The organism is Arthrobacter sp. 2YAF22_2 (genome assembly GCF_052114645.1).
Lineage (GTDB): Bacteria > Actinomycetota > Actinomycetes > Actinomycetales > Micrococcaceae > Arthrobacter.
Genome location: NZ_JBFRFD010000550.1, coordinates 1 through 2,280, shown reverse-complemented (window position 1 = coordinate 2,280; position 2,280 = coordinate 1). Strand labels below are relative to the sequence as shown.

Here is a 2,280-nt window from a genome sequence, read left to right as displayed (position 1 = left end):
GCGTACGACGCCATCCGGACCTGCCGCCTCGAAGGCGCAGGCCGCGAAGTCGTCGCCCAGGATGTCGGTGTGCCACTCCACCGGTGTTCTCCCCGAACCCCGGTCAGAGGGCGGCGGCCGCGGCGCGGCCCGCCGCCCGGCCGGAGAACAGGCACCCGCCCAGGAAGGTCCCTTCCAGAGCGCGGTAGCCGTGGATGCCGCCGCCGCCAAACCCCGCGGCCTCGCCGGCGGCGTACAGCCCGGCCACCGGCCGCCCGGAGCCGTCCAGAACCCGCGACTGCAGATCCGTCTGGATCCCGCCGAGGCTCTTACGGGTCAGGACGGAGAGGCGCACCGCCAGCAGGGGCCCGTGCTTGGGGTCGAGCATCGGGTGCGGCGGTGCGACCCGCATGATCCTGTCAGTGGTGAACCGCCGGGCCGCCCGGATGGCCGCGAGCTGCGGATCCTTCCCGAGCCCGCTGGCGAACTGCCGGTCCCGTGCCCGGATCAGCCGGTCGAGCTCGCCGGGCTCGATCAGCGGCGCCCCGGTGAGCGCGTTCATCTTCGCGGCGAGGTCCGTGGGGCTGCCGGCCTGCAGGAAGTCCACGCCCCGGTCCAGGAAGCGTTCCAGCGGGCTGTCCCCGGACGGTTTGAGACGGGCTGCGAGGAGCCGGACGTCCTTGCCCGTCAGGTCGGGGTTCTGCTCGGATCCCGAGAGGGCAAACTCCTTCAGCGCGATGGCCTTGTTCAGCACGAACCAGGAGTGGGTGTGCCCGGTGCCGAGGATATGCCGGAGGGCGCCGAGTGAGTCAAAGCCCGGGAACAGCGGCGCCGGGAGCATCCGGCCCGTCGCGTCGAGCCAGAGCGCCGAGGGCCCGGGCAGGATCCGGATGCCATGCCGGGGCCAGACCGGGGAGTGGTTGTGGACGCCTTCCGGGTAGTGGCAAATCCGGTCGCCGTTGATGAGGCGGCCGCCGGCGCGGTCGACGGCGTCGAGGAAGCCGCCGTCCACCGACGCCGGCACGCCGCTGAGCATGGAGGCGGGAGCATCCCCGGCCGGCCACTGCCGGCGGACCGCCCCGTGGTTCCCGCCGATGCCGCCGCTGGTTACGACCACGGCCCCGGCGGCGGCCTCGAAGGCGCCGGCGGCGGTGCGGGAAGAATGTTCGCCGCGCGCGGCGGCGCTTGCGGCGAGCACCTCGCCCCGCACACCGCTGACCCGGCCCGCCGTCGTCGTGAGTTCGGTGGCTCGGTACCGGAAGTGAAAGGACACCCGGCCGGCGGCTTCGCCTTCGCGCAGTTTGGCAAGGAACGGCGCGACCAGTGCCGGGCCGGTGCCCCAGGCGACATGGAACCGGGGCACTGTGTTGCCGTGGCCATCCGGGCCATAGCCGCCGCGCTCGGCCCACTGCACGAGTGGAAACAGTCCGACGCCGAGGGACGCAAGCCAAGCGCGTTTCTCGCCGGCCGCGAAGTCTACGTAGGCTTCGGCCCACTGGCGGGCGAGGGCATCCTCGGGACGGTCGAAGGCGGCCGAAGAGAGCCAGTCGGTGAGGGCCAGTCCGGCGTTGTCGCGGACGCCGAGCCGCCGCTGTTCGGGTGTGTTGACCAGGAAGAGGCCGCCGAAGGACCAGTGCGCCTGGCCGCCAACGGAGGCTTCGGGCTCCTGGTCCAGGACCGCCACCCGCCGGCCTGCCGCGTACGCCTGGGCCGCGGCCACCAGCCCGGCGAGCCCGGCGCCGACAACGACGACGTCCGCTTCGATCCGGTGGCTGGGGGCTGCATCGTCGCTGGTCATGGCTTCATGCTAGTGCCCGTCGGGGTTCCTCTTGCCGCGATTGGTGTGTCCGGTTCGGGCCGGGATTTTGGTTTGCGCAGCAGGAACCGGAAAACTAGGGGCATGCGCGTATATCCCACCTTCTTCCGGTTTGCCTTCTCCTGGATGGACGCCGAGCGCGCCCACCGGATCGGGTTCCGGGCCATCCGGCTGGCCAACCGTTGCGGCGCCGGCCGGCTGCTGCAGCGCCTCACCGCCCCGGCGCCCTCGCTGCGGACCGAGGCCTTCGGCTTGACCTTTCCGTCCCCGTTCGGGCTGGCCGCGGGGTTTGACAAGGAAGGCCACGGGATCGAGGCACTTACCGACCTCGGCTTCGGCCATGTCGAGGTGGGCACCATCACGGGGCAGGCGCAGCCGGGCAATCCTGCCCCGCGGCTCTTCCGCCTGGTCCAGGACCGCGCGGTGATCAACCGGATGGGCTTCAACAACGACGGCGCCGCGGCCGTGGCGCCGCGGCTCCGCTC

General features: G+C 72.4%; 1 protein-coding gene and 1 pseudogene. One reads left to right on the top strand and one right to left on the bottom strand.

Annotated elements, in window-relative coordinates; all coding sequences use genetic code 11:
- Nucleotides 1-103: 103 nt before the first annotated feature.
- Nucleotides 104-1,777 carry an FAD-binding dehydrogenase gene (locus AB4Y86_RS17150; protein WP_441403370.1) on the bottom strand — a complete coding sequence of 558 codons (1,674 nt, stop codon included), beginning with the start codon at nucleotides 1,775-1,777 and terminating at the stop codon, nucleotides 104-106.
- Nucleotides 1,778-1,879: 102 nt separating this feature from the next.
- On the opposite strand from AB4Y86_RS17150, the pseudogene AB4Y86_RS17145 reads away from it, so the two are divergent.
- Nucleotides 1,880-2,280, top strand: a pseudogene (locus AB4Y86_RS17145) (quinone-dependent dihydroorotate dehydrogenase); the annotation flags it as partial.

Excerpts from the sequence above, each read along its gene's own strand:
- AB4Y86_RS17150 (WP_441403370.1), bottom strand. The coding sequence starts at position 1,777 with ATGACCAGCGACGATGCAGCCCCCAGCCACCGGATCGAAGCGGACGTC.